This window comes from Leifsonia sp. NPDC058230, assembly GCF_042882245.1.
Lineage (GTDB): Bacteria > Actinomycetota > Actinomycetes > Actinomycetales > Microbacteriaceae > Leifsonia.
On record NZ_JBHVWM010000002.1, the window covers coordinates 452,844 to 471,061 of the forward strand.

Here is an 18,218-nt window from a genome sequence, read left to right on the forward strand (position 1 = left end):
CGAGGAGGGCTGTTGAGCAGCGCGACGTTCCTCGTCGTCCCGCAGTGGCAGGGCTCCGGGTCATCCCGGGCCATGCGCCTCATCGACGGGGCCGAGGCGATCCGGGGCGACCTGCCGTCGACGGCGACGACCGTGCTGGCCGTGCCCGCGTCGGCGGGCGACTCCCTCGGCACCGGGGTGCACCGGTTCTCGTCGCTGGTGAGCATCCGGGACGCCGCCGCTGCAGAGCTCATGGTGCTCGAATCCCCGGTCGTGACAGTCGGCGGCGACTGCGCGGCCGACCTGGCGAGCGTGCAGCACGTGGTCGCGTCGCGGGAGCCCGGATCCGTCGCCCTGGTGTGGTTCGACGCGCACGGCGACCTCAACACGCCGGAGTCATCGCCCTCGGGAGCATTCCACGGCATGGTCCTGCGGGCTCTGCTCGGTGAGGGGCCGGAGGGCCTCGCTTCTACCGGCGCGGCCCTCCTCGCTGCGGACAAGCTGGTGCTCGCCGGCACCCGCGCGCTCGACGACGGCGAGGACGCGTACGTCACCGAGGCCGGGGTGCGGATGCTCACGGCGGAGTCGCTGGCGTCCCCTCGCGAACTGGTGGACGCGGTCGCGGCCACGGGCGCGGAAGCGGTCTACCTGCACATCGACCTCGACGTGCTCGACCCGGCGACGATGAGCGGCATCGGCTATCCGGAGCCGTTCGGGGTGCAACCGGAAGAGCTCGCCGACGCCATCCGGGCGCTTCGCTCCCGATTCGAGCTGGCGGGGGCTGCGATCACCGAGTTCGCGCCCGAGTCCCCCGAGGCTGCGGAACACGACCTGCCGGTGATCCTCCGCCTCCTCGGAGCGCTCACGGCACCCCTGCCCGGGCCGAACGGCTCCTCGACGGGCGGCGGCGCACGGCACCTCTCCACCGATGACCGGACCACCGGTGACGCACTCTGACCCGCGAGGTACGTTGGGACACATGACCGAACCCAAGATCCTGACCGAGCGGCGCGGGCACGTCCTGCTCATTGCGTTCAATCGCCCCGAGAAGCGCAACGCAGCAGACTACGAGCTGCTCAGTCAGCTGGCCGCCGCCTACGGCGAGCTGCACCGGGATCCGGAGCTCAGAGTCGGCCTGGTCTACGCGATCGGCGAGCATTTCACGGCGGGGCTCGACCTCGCAGACCTCGGTCCGCGCATCGGCGCCGACGGCCTGACCTTCACCGAAGAAGGCGGCATCGACCCGTGGCAGGTGTCCGGAGAGCAGCTGGGCAAACCGGTCGTCGTCGCGGTGCACGGAACCTGCCTGACGCTCGGCATCGAACTCCTCCTCGCCTCTGAGGTCACGGTCGCGGCGCGCTCGACGACATTCGGTCAGATCGAAGTGACGCGCGGAATCCTGCCGTTCGGCGGGGCGACGCTGCGCTTTCCGCGAGCCGTCGGATGGGGAAACGCCATGCGCTGGATCCTCACCGGCGACACGTTCGGCAGTGCCGAAGCGCACCGGATCGGTCTGGTGCAGGAGGTGGTCGAAGACGGCGAGCAGTTCGACCGCGCGCTCGCCATCGCCGAGCGCATCGCCGCGCAGGCGCCGCTCGCCGTGCAGGCCGCCCTGGCCAATGCCAAGCGGGCGATCCGGGAGGGGGATGCGGCGGCCGAGTCGGAATTGCAGCCGACCCTCGTGCGCCTGGTCGCCAGCGAAGATGCCGCAATCGGCATGCAAGCCTTCCTCACCCGCTCCGAAGCAGAGTTCGTCGGCCGCTGAGCGCCACCAGAAGACAGGAGACAGCATGACAGCCATCGAATACGACGTCATCGTGATCGGAGCGGGTGCCGTCGGAGAGAACGTCGCGGACCGCGCCAAACAGGGCGGGATGCGCACGGTGATCGTCGAGTCGGAACTGGTCGGCGGCGCGTGCTCGTACTGGGCCTGCATGCCCTCCAAGGCGCTGCTGCGCAGCGGGGCTCTGCTGCGAGCGGCCCAGCGCGTCGGCGGGTCGCGCGAGGCGGTCACGGGCGAGCTCGACGTCGCCGCCGTCCTCAAACGCCGCGACTACATGACGAGCGATTGGAACGACGCGGGACAGGTGAAATGGCTGAACGGCGCCGGCATCGAACTGGTGCGCGGGCGTGCGGTCATCACCGCGCCCCGGGAGGTGACGGTCACGGCGGACGACGGCACGGTCACCGTGCTGACCGCTACGCACGCCGTCGCGGTGTCGACGGGCTCGGCCTCGCTGCTCCCCGACATCCCCGGTCTCCGCGAGAGCGAGCCGTGGACGAGTCGCGATGCGACGAGCGCTCACCATGTGCCCGCATCGCTCGCCATCCTCGGTGGCGGCGTCGTGGCTGTCGAGATGGCCACCGCGTACGCGGGCTTCGGCACGAAGGTCGACCTGATCGCCCGGCACGGGCTGCTCGGCACCAACGAGCCGTTCGCCGGCGAAATGGTCACGGACTCCCTCCGCGAGCTCGGCGCCTCCGTGCATCTCGACACGACGGTGGTGTCGGTCGAGCGCACGGCCGATGACGGCTTCCGCATCCAGCTCGACGACGGTGGCACGATCGAGGCCGAGGAGTTCCTCGTCGCAGCCGGCCGCATCCCGAACACCGCCGGAATCGGTCTCGACGCCTTCGGTTTGGAGGAGGGCGCCTGGCTCGACGTCGACGACACCATGCGGGTGCTCGGCGCCGACGGCGAACCCGTCGACGGCGGCTGGCTCTACGGTGTGGGAGACGTCAACCACCGGGCACTGCTCACGCATCAGGGCAAGTACCAGGCCCGGGCAGCCGGTGACGCCATCGCCGCCCGTGCGAACGGCAAGGACGTGAGGATCGAGCCGTGGGGCACGTACGTCGCGACGGCCGACCACCGGTCGGTGCCCCAGGTGACGTTCACCGACCCCGAGGTCGCCTCGATCGGACTGACCGCAGCGAAGGCCGACAAAGAGGGCTACCGCATCAGCATCGTCGACTACCCGATCAGCAATGTCTCGGGTGCGAGCATCGCGGCGGACAACTACATCGGCCAAGCGCGCATGGTCGTCGACGAGGACCGCCAGGTGCTCCTCGGCGTGACGTTCGTCGGCCAGGATGTCGGCGAGTTGCTGCACTCGGCCACCATCGCCGTCGTCGGCGAGGTGCCACTCTCCCGGCTGTGGCACGCGGTCCCGTCGTACCCGACGCTCAGCGAGGTGTGGCTGCGGCTGCTCGAGGCGTACGGCCGGCCGGAGAACTAGGGGATGCGTCTGCTCCGAGGCCTGTTCCTCGATTCGCCGATCAGCCGGCTCGGCTACCTCTACGCCACCGCGGTCGGGCTCGCCTGGGGCTTTCTGTGGAGCACCGGCCGTGTGGAGCGACGGCATGGGTTGTTCGTATTCCGCGGTATGCCGCCGCGCACCTTCGGTCGCGGGGGGTCCTGCGTCGGCGGCTGCTACCTCACCGCCCAGAACGTCTCCGACGATGTGCTCGAACACGAGGCTGTGCACAAACGGCAGTGGCAGCGTTACGGCATGCTGTTCCCGTTCTTCTACCTGCTTGCGGGTCGCAACCCGCTCAAGAACCGATACGAGATCGAGGCGGGCCTCGAGAAAGGTGGATACCTGTGAGCGCACAATCCGGGAGCCGTCGCACGATCATCCTCACCGGAGCGAGTTCCGGCATCGGGGTGGTCGCCGCGGAGCAGCTGGCCGCGCAGGGCAACGAGCTCGCCGTGGTCGGCCGCAACCCGGAGCGCACCCGCGCCGTCGCCGAGCGCATCGGTGCGACGCCGTTCCTCGCGGACTACGAGCGTCTGGACGACGTGCGCTCGCTCGCCGACGCCCTCCTCGATCGCTACGACCGCATCGACGTGCTGGCCAACAACGCCGGCGGCCTCTATGCCAAGCGCGAGCTGACGATCGACGGGCACGAGCGCACGATCCAGGCCAACCACTTGGCGCCGTTCCTGCTGACCAACCTGCTCCTGCCCCGAATGCGCGCCACGGCAGAGGCGGGCAACCCCGTGCGGGTCGTCTCCACGGCGAGCCTGGCGAACCTCTTCGGACACGTGCGTCTCGATGACCTCGACTTCGAGAAGCGCCCCTGGCTCGGCGGCTGGCGCGGCTACGGCACAGCCAAGCTGGTGACGATCCTCTTCATCCGCGAGCTCGCCGAACGACTCACCGGCACCGGCATCGACGCGTTCTCGTTCCACCCGGGGACCATCGCCACGAACTTCGGCATGTCGTCGCCGCTGATCCGCTTCGGATCCGCGGTCACCCGCGGCGGCTACGGCATCAGCGTCGAACAGGGTGCGGCACCGCTCATCGCCCTCACCGCCGACTCCCCCGTCGGCGCTCCCAGCGGAACCTACTTCGATCGGCTCACTGCGAACGGCAGAGTGCGACACCAGGCCAACGATGCTCAGCTGGGCCGGGATCTCTGGACGCTCACCTCGGAGTTCACCGGGGTCGAGGCCGTGGTCTAGCGGTCAGCGCCAGGACGGCGCGGTGACCGCGGCCGGCGCCATGCCGACCTCGCCGACGAGGTGCTCCTGCACCTCGGTCGCCAGCTCGAATCCGCCGAGGACGATGGCACGGGTCTCGCCGGGCCCGTCGCAGAGCATCTCAGCGGTCCACGCGCGCACTGCGCGCGTCACAGCCTCACCGCGGGAGCAGCTCTCGCCCGTTCCGGGCCGACCGCTCCGGCGCGATCGCGCCAGCCACGTGACCGTCATGCGCATCGGCGTCGACAGCTGAACCGCGTCTTCGGGACGCTCGACCTCGACGAACACCCGGCCGCGAGCGCACAGCGGGAGAAGCGCGAGTTCCGCTTCGAGCTGGGGCAACGACGACTCATCGGCGACGACGAGGAACTGCACACGGTCGTCGTGGTGGGCGGTGGTCGCGGTGTGGCTCGCGTGATCGGGTCGGTACATCGTGATTTCGAGTATAGGGCAGGCTTACCTAACCCCCACCGGTTCGAAGAGGATGCCCAGGGGAGGCAAGACTTCCGCCCAGGGCCGCCGGAGAGCATGATCGAGGGATGAACCCCTCCTCGGAGTCCCCCGTCGCGCCGATGCTGGCGAAAGCCGTTCCCTCCGTTCCCGAGTCCGACTCGGCAGAGGGCGGGCTCAGCTACGAGCCGAAGTGGGACGGCTTCCGCGCGATCGTGTACGCCGAAGGTTCCGGCGACGCGATCGACCGGGTCGAGATCGGCAGCCGCGGCTCCAAGATGCTCACGCGGTACTTCCCCGAACTGGTGGAGGCATTCAAACGCCTGCTGCCGGGGCCGTGCGTGCTCGACGGCGAGATCGTCGTCCCCACCGGGGAGCCCGGCACCCAGCGCCTCGACTGGGAGGCGCTGTCGCAGCGCATCCACCCGGCGGCGAGCCGTGTCGATCTCCTCTCGAAGGAGACCCCCGCCACGTTCGTCGCCTTCGACCTGCTCGCCCTCCGCGGCGAATCCCTGCTCGAACGGCCCTTCTCCGAACGCCGGGCAGCCCTCGAGGGGTTCGCGGGACCACTGCCCGCTCCGATCGAGATCACCCGGACTACAACCGACGTCGACCTCGCGCGCCGATGGCTGGAGGAGTTCGAGGGCGCCGGCCTCGATGGGGTCGTCGCCAAGCCCCTCGCGGCACCGTACTCGCCGAACAAGCGCACGATGCTGAAGATCAAGCACCATCGCACCGCTGACGTCGTCGCGCTGGGCTACCGCATCCACGCCAGCGGCCGAGGGGTCGGATCTCTTCTCGTCGGGCTCTACGACTCGGACGGCACGCTCCGCAACGTCGGCGGGGTCTCCGCCTTCAGCGACGTCCGTCGCCTCGAACTCGTCGACGAGCTCGAGGCCGTCGTCGAGCGCGATGAGAGCGGCAACGCCGCCAAGGGCGAAACCGAACGGAGCCGGTTCTCGTCGGGCAAGGACGTGTCGTTCATCCGGCTCCGTCCCGAACGGGTCCTCGAAGTGCGCTACGACCAGATGGAGGGGATGCGGTTTCGCCACACCGCGCAGTTCGAACGCTGGCGCCCCGACCGCGAGGCCGCGTCCTGCACCTTCGAGCAGCTCGAGCGGCCCGTCGCCTACGACCTGGCCGACGTGCTCAGCTGACGCCCGTTCAACTCTTCTTGGCTCGACTCGGCTGCACTCGCGGCGGCTCACCCGGCATCTTCGGGTAGTCGGGCGGGAACGGCAGCTCGCCGAGTCCCGCATCCAGGTCGCGCTGCCACCAGCCGAGCAACTGGTCGATCGTTCCCGGCTCGTCTCCGAAGGACTCCCACGGATCGCCGACGGTCTTCAGCCGATCAGGAACCGTGAGCACGGTGAAATCGCGCGGGCTCACCCTCTCCAGCTCGTCCCAGGTGATGGGTGTGGAGACGGCCGCATGGGCGAGCGCACGCGGACTGTACGCCCCCGCCATGGTGCGGTCGCGGTTGGCCTGGTTGAAGTCGACGAAGATGCGCTCGCCGCGCTCCTCCTTCCACCACGCGGTCGTCACCTTGTCGGGCATCCGGCGTTCGAGTTCGCGCGCGGCCGCGATCACGGCGTGCCGCACATCCTGGAACTCGTGGGTCGCCTCGATCGGCGCGAACACGTGGACTCCCCGGTTGCCGGAGGTCTTGATGAACGCGTCGAGGCCGACCTCGGCCAGGACCGCGCGCAACTCGATCGCGGCGGGGACGGCGTCGGAGAAGTCGGTGCCCGGCTGCGGGTCGAGGTCGATGCGCAGCTGGTCGGGGTTGTCGGAGTTCTCTGCGCGCGACGGCCACGGGTGGAACACGACCGTGTTCATCTGCGCGGCCCACACGGCCGCCGCCGGCTCGTCGATCACCAGTTGCGGATGCGAGCGCGCGCTCGGGTAGACCACCATCACCGATCGCACGTACTCCGGCGCACCGCGGGGCGGGTTCTTCGAGAAGAACTGCTCGCCGCCGATCCCCTCCGGAAACCGTTCGAGCGAGACCGGCCGATCGCCGTTGGCCCGCACGAACGCGTCCCCGACGGCGATGAGGTAGTTCGCCAGATCGAGCTTGGTGATGCCGAGCTCGGGCCAGAGCACCCGTGTCGGGCTGGAGATGCGAACCTCGCGGTCGCCGTTCGGACCGGGGACGGTGATGACAACTGCTTCGCTCGCCATGGCACCACCGTACTCGCCGGATATCGAGCGTGTCTCGCCGATGACTCTCTTGTGAATTCCGTGTGCGAAGTGCGGCACCGGCTTTCCGTGTGAAGATTCTGGTGAAGAATGTTGTCGCATCCCCTCTCGATCGGGATGCGCGAGAAGAGGGATCCAACTGAGAATCGTCAGCTACAACCTGCGAAAGCACGCTGCCGGTCACGAACTGGCCGACATCGCGGCGGTTCACGACGTCGACGTTCTCTGCCTCCAGGAATGCGATGCCGAAGCGCTCCCGCAGCGCCTCCACCACCTGATCCTCGCCGACGCCACCAAGGCCAACCGCCTCGGTCTCGCCATCTACGTGCGGGAGAGCCGCTACGACATCCTCGGAACCGAGGTGTTCGCCGTGCACAAGTCGGTGCACGACCGGGTGCTCGCACCCGCCCACGAACGGCTGCTCGCCGCCCACCTGCACGACAGGGAGGCCGACGAGGATGTGCTGGTCGGCTCGTTCCACGCCGCCCCGCTCACCGCATCCAACTCCCTCCGCCGCAAGCAGATCGCAGCAGCCCACGAGGGGATGCGATCGCTCGCCGACGACATCCCCGCTGTCATGGTCGGCGACTTCAACTACCCCTGGTTCATCCGCGGACTGGAGCGTCGCCTCACCACGACCGGCTACGCCCTGATGCGCAGCACCGAGCCGACCTACCTGCGCTACAAGTTCTTCACCGGCTATTTCGACTTCGTGACGTCCACCGGCTTCGAGATCACCCAGGTCGACGTTCTCCCCGCCGGGGCCTCCGACCACCGCGCGATCAGCCTCGACGCCCGCCTCGCCGCCTGAGCCTCCCATCCGGCCTGGTCCGCATCCCCGGGCCGGCGTATCGTGGGCGCAGTTCACGGCGGGCGGTGCGAGATGGACGTCTTCGACTGGTTGGCGGCAAGCGAGTACAGCGTTGCCCGTGAGGTTCTCCAGCGCGGGGTCGGCGCCCTCTACCTGATCGCCTTCATCTCCGCGGCCAACCAGTTTCCGGCCCTCCTCGGCGAGCACGGGCTGCTTCCTGTTCCGCGCTTTCTCACGCTGGCGTACGCGCGGCGGCAGCCGACCCTGTTCCGCTGGCGCTACACCGATCGGCTGCTCCTCACAGTGGCCTGGACCGGCGCCGCACTGTCCGCACTCGTGGTCGCCGGCATCCCCCAGCTCGCGCCCTCGTGGACGCTGATCGTGGTCTTCCTCGTGCTGTGGGGGCTCTATCTCTCGATCGTGAACGTCGGGCAGACGTTCTACTCGTTCGGCTGGGAGAGTCTGCTGCTCGAGGCGGGGTTCACCGTCGGCTTTCTCGGGTCGCACGACACAGCCGCGCCGATCACGATCGTCCTGCTCGTGCGCTGGCTGGTGTTCCGGCTGGAGTTCGGCGCGGGGATGATCAAGATGCGCGGCGACCGCTCCTGGCGCGACCTGACGGCCCTCTTCTACCACCACGAGACCCAGCCGATGCCCAATCCGCTGAGCCGCTCGGCGCATCTGCTGCCGAAATGGTGGCATCGCATCGAAGTGCTCGGCAATCATTTCGCTCAACTCGTGGTGCCGTGGTTCCTGTTCGCGCCGCAACCCGTGGCAAGCATCGCGGCGGCGGTGGTGATCCTCACCCAGCTCTGGCTCGTCGTGACGGGCAACTTCGCCTGGCTGAACGTGATCACGATCGTGCTCGCGTTCTCAGCGGTGAGCGATCCGGTGCTCTCCGCCGTGCTCGGCGGCATCCCGGTCGGCGGGATCGGGCCGACGGGGATGCCCGTGTGGTTCGCGGTGGTCGCGCTCCTGGTGAGCCTGCTCCTCGTCGTTCTCAGCTGGCAGCCACTCGTGAACCTGTTCTCGCGCCACCAGCTCATGAACGCCAGCTTCAACCGCTGGCACCTCGTCAACGCGTACGGCGCCTTCGGAACCGTGACGAAGGAACGCTACGAGATCATCGTCGAAGGTACGATCGACGATCCCGCCTCGGGAGCGGCCGAGTGGCGCGAGTACGAGTTCAAGGGCAAACCCGGCGACGTGAAGCGGATGCCGCCGCAGGTCGCCCCGTACCACCTGCGACTCGACTGGCTGATGTGGTTCCTCGCTCTGGGCTCGCGCGACACCCGCTGGTTCGAGGTCTTCCTGCTGCGCCTTCTGGAGGCGGATGCGCGCACGCTGCGACTCATCCGGATCGACCCGTTCGGCGGTGAGCGGCCGACAGCCGTGCGCGCCCGCACCTTCCTCTACCGGTTCGCGACGCGCGCGGAGAAGCGCGAGACGGGCGCCCGCTGGGTTCGCGTGGAGGTGGGGACGCTGATCCCCCCGGTCGCTCTTCCCCGCTCGACGGATGCGCGGCCTCAGTAGCCGCCGCGCTCCTGTTCCAGCTTGGCCAGGTCGCGGCCGATCAGCAGCTTCAGCCGGGCCGGACGTTCCGCTTCGTAGTCGGCTTTGAGTGCTTCGACGCCGGAGAACGCGTCGAGCGAGTTCTCGATGGCGTGGCCGACCTCGTCCCAGGCGTCGGCGCGGGCGCGTTCGACGATGGCGAGCAGCTCGGACTCCGAGTCCGCCCGGTGGCGGAGGGCAGCTGCCAGAGCGCCGGCCGCCTTCTCCCGGCGTCGGAGGTTGCCGGCGTCGACGTCACGGTAGTCGTGCGGGTGGGTCGCCTCGCCGTCCCGTCCGTCGACCTGCGCCCGGGATTCCGCGATGCGCGCGGCCGCTTGATCCTGCTCGTCGGCGAGATCGCGCAGCATCCGGGCGGCTTGATCGGTGTGCCGGACGGGGTCGAACGCGTTCCCCTGCTGGATCGTGTCGACGACGATGTGGTTCTTCACCGCCATGCGGGTGGCGTAGTCGGCCAGCATCAGTCCCTCCTCGACCGACTGGTCGAGGCTGGGCGTGGCGATCTCCACGAGGGCGCTCTCGTCGAACGGCCGCATCCTGGGCTTGTCAGCCCGTCTGCGGAACCAGTTCGGCCAGCGCATCCGTCTCCTCGGGTCGGGGCGACCAGACGCCGTCGCCCTGCGAAGACCATTCTTTCAGGTGGGCGGCCTCGGGATGGAAGCCGCCGGGTGGAACGGGCGTTGTCGCCCGGCCTTGATCTGAGGCAGAGTGAACTCATGGCAGGGATCCGGTACGAGTTCGAGGCTGATCTGTGGCGCTGGGAGGCGCGACGCGACCTGTGGGTGTTCGCGCGGCTGCCGCTCGACATCTCGGAGGAGATCCGTGATCAGCCGCATCCGCCGGCCGGGTTCGGGTCGGTGAAGGTGGTCGCCACACTCGGAAGCTCCCGGTGGTCGACCTCGATCTTCCCGGAGTCGGCCGAGGGCTCGTACACGCTCGCGATCAAGGGATCCGTGCGCAAGAAGGAAGGCGTCGGCCTCGGGGACGTGGTCAGGATCGGAATTGAGACGCTGCTCTAGGCGGAGGCCTCCGCCTCCAGCTCGGCGGGCTCCGGCACGGGGAAGATCGCGCCGAGAAGCGACGACACCCACGCGATGAGGTCCGAGTCCGCCGGAGCGTCACCGTCGACGCGCGGCAAGGGCACCGTCACGACCTTGGGCGCTGCGTGGTATTTCGAACCCGGGTACATCCGCTGCAGGCGCACCTGCACCGAGTCTGGCAGGATCGCCGGAGCCAGGCGCAGGTTCGAGCCCATCGCGACGACCTCGCCGAGTCCGGCCTTCTGGGCCGCGAGGCGCAGGCGCGACACGGCGATCAGGTTCAGCACGGGCAGCGGGGGTTCGCCGTAGCGGTCGGTGAGCTCTTCCAGCACGGCGTCGATCTGACCGGCCTTCGCGTTCGGCGAGCTGGCGGTCGAGAGCTTCTGGTAGGCCTCGAGGCGCAGTCGCTCGCTGTCGACGTACTCCTCGGGGATGTGCGCATCCACCGGCAGCTCGAGCCGCAGCTCGGTCTGCCCCTCGGCGACGTCGCCGCGGAAGGTGCTCACGGCCTCGCCGATCATCCGGAGGTAGAGGTCGAAGCCGACGCCCGCGATGTGGCCGGACTGCTCGCCGCCCAGCAGGTTTCCGGCGCCGCGGATCTCCAGGTCTTTGAGCGCAACCTGCATCCCGCTGCCGAGCTCGTTGTTCGCCGCGATCGTGGAGAGCCGGTCGTGGGCCGTCTCGCTGAGCGGCTTGTTCTCGTCCCACAGGAAGTAGGCGTACGCGCGTTCGCGGCCACGGCCGACGCGACCGCGCAGCTGGTGAAGCTGGCTGAGGCCGTACTTGTCGGCCCGGTCGATGATGATCGTGTTCGCGTTCGCGATGTCGAGGCCGGTCTCGATGATGGTGGTCGAGACGAGCACGTCGAACTTGCGCTCCCAGAAGTCGACGACGACCTGTTCGAGCGCCGTCTCGTTCATCTTGCCGTGCGCGACACCGATCCGTGCCTCCGGAACGAGCTCGGCCAGCTTCGCGGCCACGCTCGAGATGCTGCCGACCCGGTTGTGCACGAAGAACACCTGGCCTTCGCGCAGCAGCTCGCGACGGATCGCCGCGGCGACCTGCTTCTCGGAGTACGCGCCGACGAACGTGAGGATGGGGTGGCGCTCCTCCGGCGGGGTGGCGAGCGTCGACATCTCGCGGATGCCGGTCACCGCCATCTCCAGGGTGCGCGGGATGGGCGTGGCGCTCATCGCGAGGATGTCGACGTTCGTCTTCAGCTTCTTGAGCGCATCCTTGTGCTCCACACCGAAGCGCTGCTCCTCGTCGATGATGACCAGGCCGAGGTCTTTGAGCACGATGCCGTCGGCGAGGAGTCGGTGAGTGCCGATCACGACATCCACCGTGCCGTCCGCCATGCCGTTGATGGTCTCGCGTGCTTCTCTGTCCGACTGGAAGCGGCTGAGCGCCCGCAGGTGGATGGGGAAGCCGGCGAACCGCTCCTGGAACGTCTCGAAGTGCTGCTTGACCAGCAGAGTGGTCGGCACGAGCATGACGACCTGCTTGCCGTCCTGCACGGCCTTGAACGCCGCGCGCACGGCGATCTCGGTCTTGCCGAAGCCGACGTCGCCGGAGATCAGGCGGTCCATCGGGATCGGCCGCTCCATGTCGGCCTTAACCTCGTCGATGGTCTGCAACTGGTCGGGCGTCTCCGCGAACGGGAACGCCTCCTCGAGTTCGCGCTGCCACGGGGTGTCGGGCCCGAACGAGTGGCCCTTGCTCGCCATGCGGGCCGAGTACAGCTTGACGAGCTCGACCGCGATGTCGCGCACGGCCTTGCGGGCGCGTCCCTTCGCAGCCGACCAGTCGCTGCCGCCCATCTTGCTGAGCGCCGGAGCCTCCCCGCCGACGTACCGGGTCAGCAGGTCGAGCTGGTCGGTCGGAACGTAGAGCTTGTCTCCCGGATACCCCCGCTTCGACGGCGCGTACTCCAGCACGAGGTACTCGCGCTTCGACTTCACGGGGTGGCGGCCGCCGCTGGAGACCTCACGCTGGGTGAGCTCGACGAACTTGCCGATGCCGTGGGTCTGGTGCACCACGTAATCGCCCGACTTGAGCTGCATCGGGTCGACCACGTTCTTGCGGCGCGTGGCCAGCTTCTTCACCTGGCGGGAGTCGTACCCGATCGTGCGGCCGTAGAACTCGCTCTCGCTGAGGAGCGCCAGCTTGGCCCCCTCCAGCTCGAAGCCGTGCTCGACGGTGGCCTTCAGGATGTACGCGATCCCCGGCTCGGGTTCTGCCGGGTACTCCTCGACCGGGCGCGCCGGCAACCCTGCCTCGCCCAGCACATCGGCTGCACGCTCGACGAGCCCGGCGCCCTCGGCCACGATCGCGACCTTCCAGCCGTCGCGGAGCCGCGCGCCCACGTGCTCGATCGCGCCGGAAACGTTGCCCTGGAAACTGGGCACCGCCTCGGCGGCGATGCGCACCTGCAGGTGCTCCTCGAGCTCGCGGTGCTCGGGGAGGATGTCATCGGCCTGGAACCCGCTCATGGTCCACCACGGGTGCGTGGGTGCCTTCTGCCCCGGCGCACTGAACGTGGTGGAGTCCTTCAGCTGCTGAAGGGTCAGGAAGTCGCCGGCGGCCAGGTCGATCGGCGCCGCAGCGCCCACGGTCGCCGCGCTCCACGCGGCCGAGAGGAATTCGCGGTTCGTCTCGGCGAGACTCACCGCACGGCTCGCGACCCGCTCGGGCGAGAGCACCGCGACGGCGGCGCCGTCGGGCAGGTAGTGCGTGAGTGGAACGAGCCGGTCGACCAGTGCGGGCGCCAGTGACTCCATGCCCTCGACCGGGATGCCCTCGCCGATCTTCGCGAGCATCTGGGACAGGCTCGGGAACTCGTGCTCCATCTCCCTCGCCCGCTGCCGCACCGACTCGCTCAGCAGAAGCTCGCGGCTCGGCGGCAGCGTGACCGACGGGATGGGCTCGGGCAGCGACCGCTGGTCGGCCACCGAGAATGCACGGATCTGGTCGACCTCGTCGCCGAAGAAGTCGACGCGATACGGGTGCTCCGCCGTGGGCGGGAAGACGTCGAGGATGCCGCCGCGAACTGCGAACTCGCCGCGGCGCGTAACCATGTCGACGCGCCCGTAGGCGAGGTCGACGAGCTCAGCGGCCAGCCGGCCGAGGTCGAAGCCGCGGTCGCCGGCGGCCAGCTCGACCGCCTGATAGTCGATGAGGTTGTCGGCCAGCGGCTGCAGTGCCGCACGCACGGAGGCGACGACGATGATCGGATGCGCGCGATCGCCGTCTTCCCACGACGCCAGCCGCCGCAGCGCGAGAAGGCGCTTGCCGACGATCTCGGCGCTCGGACTGAGGCGCTCGTGCGGCAGGGTCTCCCAGGCCGGGAACTCGATCACCTCGGCGTCGGGGACGACCGCGCCGAGCGCACCGCGGATCGACTCGGATTCGCGACCCGTCGCGGTGATGACCAGCAGGGCCTGTGACGCATCCGCCTCGGCCCGCCTCTTCAGCAGCCCGGCGATGAGGGGCGCCCGCAGGCCGTCGGTCAACGAGAAATCAGCGTCTCGGGAAGCCGACGCCAGGGCGTCATCGAACGTGGAGGCGCGCGAAAGCGCTGCGATCAAGCCCTGCAGTATCACTCGCCCAAGTCTACGGTCCCGCGCCGACACTGCACCCGAAAGCGTCAGATCCAGCCGTCCAGCGCGGTCATGAAGCCCGCGAAGTCGTCACGGTTGATCACGTGGCCGCTGCCGCGCACGATGCGCACCTCGAACCCCGCCTCGGCGAGCCGGCCGGCGAGAGCGGGCTTCACGAGCTGCGACTTGTCGGCGAGCACGACCAACGAGGGCACATGCATCCGTTCGGGGGCCCGCAACGACCCCGGCGTGATCAGCACCGGGATGACGGCGGGGTCGAACGCTTTGAACGTCTCCACCTCGATGGCGACGTCGGCCGGATCCCACCGCGGGTTGCGCTTCGCGATCCGGGCGGCCGATGCACGGGTGAGGTTGCGGAGGAACGCGGGCGCGAGCATCCGCTGCCACCGGGCGAGCGCCGGCCCGGAGAACGCGGGGTCGACGTAGATCGCCCGCTGCGGCTCGAGTCGTTCGACCGCGAGGCTGACGGTGAGTCCGCCGAGCGAGTGGCCCATGACGAGCTCCGGATTCGCGGGGACCGTGTCGACCACGTCCTGCGCGAGCAGTTCGGCCGAGTACTCGTCGGCACGGGGGCTGTGACCGTGGCCACGCAGGTCGACGGCGACGACGTGGTATCCCCGCTCTGCGAGGGCGGGACCGACCGTGCGCCAGTTGCGCGAGTCGGACATCGCGCCGTGCACCAGCACCGCGTGGCGGTCGCCGCTGCCCCATTCGCGCGTGAACAACTCCATGAATCGAACAGTACCGCCGCTCGGCTGTGCGCCAGCCGCACGATTGCCCTCAACGGGTCAACGACCGGTGTGGAACCTGAGCTGTGCGGCGGTGAGGCCCTCCGAGGCGATCTGCTCGACCGCATCCGCTGCGTCGGAGATGAGGTTGGGGAGGGTTTTGCGCTCGGTCGTGGAGAAGCCCTTGAGCACGTGGTCGGCTGCGCCCTGCGCACCGGGCGGACGGCCGACGCCTACGCGCACCCGGGTGAAGTCACCGGTGCCGATGGCGGCGATGACATCGCGGACGCCGTTGTGGCCGCCGTGCCCGCCACCGAATTTGAGCTTCATGGTGTCGAACGGGATGTCGAGCTCGTCCTGCACGACGATCAGGCGCGAGGGGTCGAGCGAGTAGAAGCGCAGCAGCTGTGCGACCGGCCCGCCGGACACGTTCATGAACGTGTTCGGCTTGGCCAGCACGAACCGCTCGCCGCCGGGGGTCAGGCGCCCCTCGGCGACGGTCGCGTTCGTCTTGTGGGTCTTGAAGGTGAGACGCCCGCGGTCGGCGAGTTCGTCGAGCACCATCTGACCCACGTTGTGACGCGTGGCTGCGTAGCCGGGCCCGGGGTTGCCGAGCCCGACCACGAGCCAGGGCGAATCCATCGAGGAGGTTACTCGGCAGCTTCGGCGGAGGCCTCTTCGGCGACCGCGGCGGCCTCAGCGGCCTCTTCCTCTTCACCGCGCGCGGCGGCCGGGATCATGACGTTCAGGATCAGCAGGTCTTCGTCTTCAGCCAGCACGGCGCCCTTCGGCAGCGTGAAGTCCTTGGCGTGGAACTGCGTGCCCTCGACAGCGTCGGTCACATCGAGAACGATGTTCTCCGGGATGTGGGTCGCCTCGACCTCGAGACGGAGGGTGTTGACGTCGAGCACCGCGATGGTGCCCGGGTAGGTGTCGCCGAGGACGTGGACCGGCACCTCGACGGAGACCTTCTCGCCGCTGCGGACGATGATGAGGTCGAGGTGCTCGATGATCTGGAGCACCGGGTCCTTCTGCACGTCCTTGACGAGGGTCAGCTGGTTCTTGCCGCCCTGGATCTCGATGTCGAGCACGGCGTTCGCCTTGCGGAGAAGCAGGCCGACCTGGTGCGCAGGGAGCGTGACGTGCACGGGCTCGGTGCCGTGACCGTAGATGACGGCGGGGATCTTGCCGGCCGCGCGGATCTTGCGCGCCGCACCCTTGCCGAAGCTGTCGCGAACTTCCGCGACGACCTTGTTGGACTCGTCAGCCATGAGTAACTCCTTACCGGCGTGGCCGGCTGTCGGGCGAGCAGTGCTCGCAGTGTCTGGTTGTGTGTCGACTCGAACGCATCGTTCTGATGAAAGACGTGTGAGGAAAGACTGCGAAGCCCTGCTCCACCGCGTCGATAACGGATTGCGCACGTGACCGCGCGCATCCCTCGCCGAAGTTCAGTGGATCAGTCTACCGGATGCGCGGCCATGCTCACGCACGCAGAAAAGGAGCCGTCAGGCGACGCGCTCGGCGAGGCTGGTCGCAGCGGCGGCGGCGATCTCGGCGGGGGTGCCGTCGATGGGGACGCGGACGCCCGGCTCGTCGGAGGCGAGCGGCTGAAGGGTGGCCAGCTGGGAGTCGAGGAGCGCTGCCGGCATGAAGTGGTCGCGGCGGGATCCGATGCGTTGCTGCACCAGGTCGCGGCCCCCGTCGAGTTCGACGAAGAGCGCATCCGGTGCCTCGGCGAGGATGGCCGCGCGGTACTCGCGCTTCAGAGCGGAGCAGGCCACGACCATCCCCGAGCCGGCAGCCGCCGCCAGCGTGCGCCCGACGTTCGCCAGCCACGGCCAGCGGTCGTCGTCGTCGAGCGGGATGCCCGAGGCCATCTTGGCGACATTGGCGTCGGGATGCAGGTCGTCGCCGTCGACGAACGGCACGCCGAGCCGCTCGGCCAGCAGCACCCCGACGGTGCTCTTCCCCGACCCGGAGACGCCCATGACGACGACGAGCGGCGCGACGAGCGGGACGCCGGGCCCGGGAACTGGATGGGCGGCGTCGGCACCGGACGGACTCACTGGGGCTTGCTCCTTCTGGTCACCAGTCGTGCATGGAACCGTCGAGCAGACGATTCACTGGCAAGTATGCCGCCTGATAGGGGAAGGAGTTCGCCACCACCTCGTCGTAGTCGACGCCGAGGCCGGGCGCTTCGCCGGGGATGAGCATCCCGTCTTCGAAGCTGTACGTGGTGCGGAAGACCTCGTGGGTCGCCGCGCTGTGCTTCATGTACTCCTGGATGCCGAAGTTCGGGATGGCGATGCCGAGGTGGATCGCCGCGGCCAGGCCGACCGGGGAGACGTCGGTCGGTCCGTGCACACCCGACTTGATCTGGTAGACCGCGGCGTAGTCGAAGATCCGCCGCAGGCCGGTGATGCCGCCCGCGTGGGTGACGGGGCTGCGCACGTAGTCGATCAGCTGCTCCTCGAACAGTTCCCGGTAGTCCCAGATGGTGTTGAAGACCTCGCCGATGGCCAGCGGAGTCGTGGTGTGCTCGCGCACCCGGCGCAGCACGGCCTGGTTCTCGGCCGGGGTCACATCCTCCAGCCAGAACAGGTCGTACGGTTCGAGGGACTTGCCGAGCTTGGCGGCCTGGATGGGCGTGAGCCGGTGGTGCGCATCGTGCAGCAGCGGCAGTTCGGGCCCGAACTCGTTGCGCACGGCCTCGAACACGGTCGGCGCGTGACGCAGGTATGCGCGGGTGTCCCACTCCTCCTCGACCGGGACCGCGCTGCGACGGGCGGGCTCGTGGTCGTAGCGGGCGGTGGTGCCGCCTGCCCCGGCCGCGGCGTTCGCCGACGACGCGACGCCGTACACCGAACCGAGGCCCGGGATGCCCGTCTGCACCCGGATCGCCCTGTAGCCCTGCTCCAGGTGGTCCCGGATGGAGTCGAACAGTTCGGGGAGCTCGGCACCGGAGGCGTGCCCGTAGACGAGGCACCCGCGCCGGCTGCGACCGCCGAGCAGCTGGTAGAGCGGCAGACCGGCGACCTTGGCCTTGATGTCCCACAGGGCGGTGTCGACAGCGGCGATCGACGCCATCGTCACCGGGCCGCGCCGCCAGTACGCGCCGCGGTAGAGGTACTGCCAGGTGTCTTCGATCTGGTGCGCGTCCCGGCCGATCAGCAACGGCACCACGTGCTCGCTCAGATAGGCGGCGACCGCGAGCTCGCGACCGTTCAGCGTCGCGTCGCCGAGACCGACGAAGCCGTCTTCGGTGGTGATGCGCAGCGTGACGAAATTGCGGCCGGGGCTCGAGACGAGGACATCGGCGGAAGTGATACGCAT

Annotated in this window: 18 protein-coding genes; 9 read left to right on the forward strand and 9 right to left on the reverse strand. The window is 69.0% G+C overall.

Features of this window, described 5'->3' with window-relative positions:
* Nucleotides 1-12: 12 nt before the first annotated feature.
* Genes ACFVV0_RS07780 through ACFVV0_RS07800 form a run of 5 tightly spaced genes read left to right on the forward strand, consistent with a single transcriptional unit; the run spans nt 13 to nt 4,447 of the window.
* Nucleotides 13-936, forward strand: a complete 924-nt coding sequence (locus ACFVV0_RS07780; RefSeq protein WP_387060665.1) for an arginase family protein — start codon at nt 13-15, stop codon at nt 934-936.
* A 22-nt stretch (nt 937-958) separates the two neighbouring features.
* A complete protein-coding gene (locus tag ACFVV0_RS07785) occupies nt 959-1,744 on the forward strand; it encodes a crotonase/enoyl-CoA hydratase family protein (protein ID WP_387060667.1) in 786 nt (261 codons plus the stop codon).
* Nucleotides 1,745-1,769: 25 nt separating this feature from the next.
* The gene (locus ACFVV0_RS07790) at nt 1,770-3,218 is read left to right on the forward strand and encodes a dihydrolipoyl dehydrogenase family protein (RefSeq protein WP_387060670.1); all 1,449 of its coding nucleotides are present in this window, start codon (nt 1,770-1,772) and stop codon (nt 3,216-3,218) included.
* Nucleotides 3,219-3,221: 3 nt separating this feature from the next.
* Nucleotides 3,222-3,587 carry a Fe-S oxidoreductase gene (locus ACFVV0_RS07795; protein WP_387060673.1) on the forward strand — a complete coding sequence of 122 codons (366 nt, stop codon included), beginning with the start codon at nt 3,222-3,224 and terminating at the stop codon, nt 3,585-3,587.
* Nucleotides 3,584-4,447, forward strand: coding sequence for an SDR family NAD(P)-dependent oxidoreductase (locus ACFVV0_RS07800; RefSeq protein WP_387060676.1), 864 nt, complete (start codon nt 3,584-3,586; stop codon nt 4,445-4,447). The genes ACFVV0_RS07795 and ACFVV0_RS07800 overlap by 4 nt, the downstream gene beginning before the upstream one ends.
* 3 nt (nt 4,448-4,450) lie before the next feature.
* Here the strand turns inward: ACFVV0_RS07800 and ACFVV0_RS07805 are convergent, their stop codons facing one another.
* Nucleotides 4,451-4,897 carry an SIP domain-containing protein gene (locus tag ACFVV0_RS07805; protein WP_387060680.1) on the reverse strand — a complete coding sequence of 149 codons (447 nt, stop codon included), beginning with the start codon at nt 4,895-4,897 and terminating at the stop codon, nt 4,451-4,453.
* Nucleotides 4,898-5,004: 107 nt separating this feature from the next.
* Here ACFVV0_RS07805 and ACFVV0_RS07810 point away from each other — a divergent pair, with 107 nt between their 5' ends.
* Nucleotides 5,005-6,072 carry an ATP-dependent DNA ligase gene (locus tag ACFVV0_RS07810; protein WP_387060682.1) on the forward strand — a complete coding sequence of 356 codons (1,068 nt, stop codon included), beginning with the start codon at nt 5,005-5,007 and terminating at the stop codon, nt 6,070-6,072.
* Nucleotides 6,073-6,079: 7 nt separating this feature from the next.
* On the opposite strand, the gene ligD is transcribed toward ACFVV0_RS07810, so the two are convergent.
* Nucleotides 6,080-7,099, reverse strand: coding sequence for a non-homologous end-joining DNA ligase (gene ligD, locus ACFVV0_RS07815; RefSeq protein ID WP_387060685.1), 1,020 nt, complete (start codon nt 7,097-7,099; stop codon nt 6,080-6,082).
* Nucleotides 7,100-7,277: 178 nt separating this feature from the next.
* Between ligD and ACFVV0_RS07820 the strand changes: the two genes are divergently transcribed.
* Nucleotides 7,278-7,928, forward strand: coding sequence for an endonuclease/exonuclease/phosphatase family protein (locus ACFVV0_RS07820; protein ID WP_387061768.1), 651 nt, complete (start codon nt 7,278-7,280; stop codon nt 7,926-7,928).
* Between the two features lie 72 nt (nt 7,929-8,000).
* On the forward strand, nt 8,001-9,461 hold the full coding sequence (locus tag ACFVV0_RS07825; RefSeq protein WP_387060688.1) for a lipase maturation factor family protein: 1,461 nt from the start codon (nt 8,001-8,003) through the stop codon (nt 9,459-9,461).
* Here the strand turns inward: ACFVV0_RS07825 and ACFVV0_RS07830 are convergent.
* Nucleotides 9,455-10,078, reverse strand: a complete 624-nt coding sequence (locus ACFVV0_RS07830) for a hypothetical protein (RefSeq protein ID WP_387060691.1) — start codon at nt 10,076-10,078, stop codon at nt 9,455-9,457. The two genes, ACFVV0_RS07825 and ACFVV0_RS07830, sit on opposite strands and share 7 nt — an antisense overlap.
* A 135-nt stretch (nt 10,079-10,213) precedes the next feature.
* On the opposite strand from ACFVV0_RS07830, the gene ACFVV0_RS07835 reads away from it, so the two are divergent.
* Nucleotides 10,214-10,516, forward strand: a complete 303-nt coding sequence (locus ACFVV0_RS07835) for a DUF1905 domain-containing protein (RefSeq protein WP_387060693.1) — start codon at nt 10,214-10,216, stop codon at nt 10,514-10,516.
* Here the strand turns inward: ACFVV0_RS07835 and mfd are convergent.
* From mfd to manD, 6 genes are all read right to left on the reverse strand, one after another.
* Entirely contained in the window at nt 10,513-14,139 is a 3,627-nt protein-coding gene (mfd, locus tag ACFVV0_RS07840) for a transcription-repair coupling factor (RefSeq protein ID WP_387060696.1), read from the reverse strand. The two genes, ACFVV0_RS07835 and mfd, sit on opposite strands and share 4 nt — an antisense overlap.
* Before the next feature lie 44 nt (nt 14,140-14,183).
* Nucleotides 14,184-14,888 (reverse strand): alpha/beta fold hydrolase, encoded by a 705-nt coding sequence (locus tag ACFVV0_RS07845; RefSeq protein ID WP_387060699.1) that lies wholly within the window; start codon nt 14,886-14,888, stop codon nt 14,184-14,186.
* A 57-nt stretch (nt 14,889-14,945) separates the two neighbouring features.
* The gene (gene pth, locus ACFVV0_RS07850; protein ID WP_387060702.1) at nt 14,946-15,527 is read right to left on the reverse strand and encodes an aminoacyl-tRNA hydrolase; all 582 of its coding nucleotides are present in this window, start codon (nt 15,525-15,527) and stop codon (nt 14,946-14,948) included.
* An 8-nt stretch (nt 15,528-15,535) separates the two neighbouring features.
* A complete protein-coding gene (locus ACFVV0_RS07855) occupies nt 15,536-16,156 on the reverse strand; it encodes a 50S ribosomal protein L25/general stress protein Ctc (RefSeq protein WP_387060705.1) in 621 nt (206 codons plus the stop codon).
* A gap of 234 nt (nt 16,157-16,390) precedes the next feature.
* Complete coding sequence (locus tag ACFVV0_RS07860) at nt 16,391-16,951, reverse strand: gluconokinase (protein WP_387060708.1); 561 nt, start codon at nt 16,949-16,951, stop codon at nt 16,391-16,393.
* Nucleotides 16,952-16,970: 19 nt separating this feature from the next.
* Nucleotides 16,971-18,218: a D-mannonate dehydratase ManD gene (gene manD, locus ACFVV0_RS07865; protein ID WP_387060711.1), complete on the reverse strand. Its 1,248-nt coding sequence runs from the start codon at nt 18,216-18,218 to the stop codon at nt 16,971-16,973.